The organism is Paenibacillus sp. OT2-17, assembly GCF_009827695.1.
Lineage (GTDB): Bacteria > Bacillota > Bacilli > Paenibacillales > Paenibacillaceae > Paenibacillus > Paenibacillus polymyxa_B.
The window spans coordinates 1-2017 of the sequence record NZ_WUDQ01000632.1; the positions used below are offsets into that span (position 1 = coordinate 1).

Here is a 2017-nt window from a genome sequence, read left to right on the forward strand (position 1 = left end):
CCAGCTCGGTCAGTGCCGAAAGGGTTTCTTGCCCCGGTTGAATGACCTGGTCGATCATGTTTTTCTTTTTTTGTTGCAGCTCATACATTTTATCCTCTACCGTGCCTTGGGCGACGAGACGAATAACCTGCACGACTTTTTTCTGACCCATTCGGTGTGCGCGGTTGGTAGCCTGCTCCTCTACAGCGGGATTCCACCATAGGTCATACAGAATGACTGTATCTGCGCCGGTGAGGTTCAGGCCAGTGCCTCCTGCCTTTAGGGAAATCAGGAACAGCTCGCGTTCTCCTTCGTTGAAGCGACTGCACAGCTCGACTCGTTCCGGAGCGGGAGTCTGCCCATCCAGGTAAAAGTAGGACACCCCTTCTCGAGCAAGCTCACGTCCGATCATTTGAAGCATCGTAGTGAACTGTGAAAAAATGAGTATCCGTTTCCCAGAGCTGAGACATTCCGTAATGATCTCCAACAGCTGTTCAAATTTGGCGGAGCTTCCCGTATATCCTTCGATGAACAAGCCTGGATGACAGCAGAGCTGACGAAGTCGGGTCAGACCTGCGAGAATTTTGATCCGATTTTTCTGAAATCCTTCCTCGTTGAGATGCTTCAATGTTTCATGCTGGAGCTTGGCCAGATAGGCTGTATACAGCTTTTTTTGATCTGGCAGAAGCCGGGATACCTGCACGGATTCGATTTTCTCCGGCAGCTCCTTGAGGACATCGCTCTTAAGACGGCGCAACAGAAACGGACGAACCCGCTTGGCAATCACATTTCGAGGCAGGTTGTGAAACACTCTTTTCCCACCGGGAAATAGCGCAGGAAATACAACGTCGAATATGGACCATAACTCTTCCAATGTATTTTCTATAGGCGTTCCTGTCAGGGCAAAACGGTAACGGGCTTTTACATCCTTAACAGCTTGTGCCGTCTGGGTGGCATGGTTCTTGAAAGCCTGCGCCTCGTCCAGTATGAGCGTATGAAACGATGGCTTGCTGTACACATCTGCATCGCGCCGTAGCAACGGGTAGGACGTAATGACGACGTCATAACTGGCGGCATCCCGTATGATCCGGCCGCGTTCTTCTGGGCTGCCATCTGCGATAGTGACGCGGACGTGTGGAGCAAATTTCTCCAGCTCATTCCGCCAGTTGTACACCAGTGATGCAGGGGACACGATCATGGCTGGAAGCTGCTGGCTGCGAATCTCCGGCAATACTGAGACGAGAAAGGCGATACTTTGCAGCGTTTTACCCAGCCCCATATCATCTGCCAAAATGCCCCCAAAACGGTAATGCGCCAATGTCTTAAGCCATTGAAAGCCGTAAACCTGATAATCTCTCAAGATTGGAGCAAGCATGTCTGGAACTGGAAAGTCGAGATGGTCTGGGTTACGTATATTTTCCAGCAGCTGGCGAAAGGTTTTACCCAAAGTCAGGTTTTTTCCATGATCGTGAGGATCAATTAAGTACAGTCCTTGCGTGACGGGAACACGAATTTGCGCTGCATCCAGATCGCTTTTGCGGATACCTGTTTCATTCATGAACCGAATCAATTCCTTGTACTCCTCTGTTTCCAACGGCAGCAAGGCACCATTCGGCAGACGGTGATATCTCTGTTTTTCCTCTAACGATTTGAGCAGCTTGCGAATTTCCGGTTCCGGTATGCCCTCCATATCAAATTTAAATTCAAGCCAATCCGTACGTTCATCCCATTCCGCCCGTATCCTTGGGGTAGGCAGAGTATTGTTTATTTTCGCTTTGACTGCACCTGTAGCATAGACATCCAGCAGCTTTTCCAGTTGCGGAACAGTATGGTACAAAAAATCGTACTCTGCATCTTCATCTTCCATAAAATATCCGCTGTCTGTTCTGGCAAAGGAGCTATGCTCCATCAGCTCCAAAATACGCTGCTCCTGTTCCCCATCACGTATCAGAATTCGGTCGTTACCAGGCGTTCGTGCATCTGTTTCCAGCGGGTTGATGATGATATCCCCATATTGGAACTCCAGCCCTGCCAGTAG

General features: G+C 49.7%; 1 protein-coding gene. It reads right to left on the bottom strand.

The annotated features are described in order from the left end of the window. On the bottom strand, positions 1-2017 hold a 2017-nt coding region (locus tag GRP75_RS25485; protein WP_202404311.1), incomplete at both ends, for a DEAD/DEAH box helicase.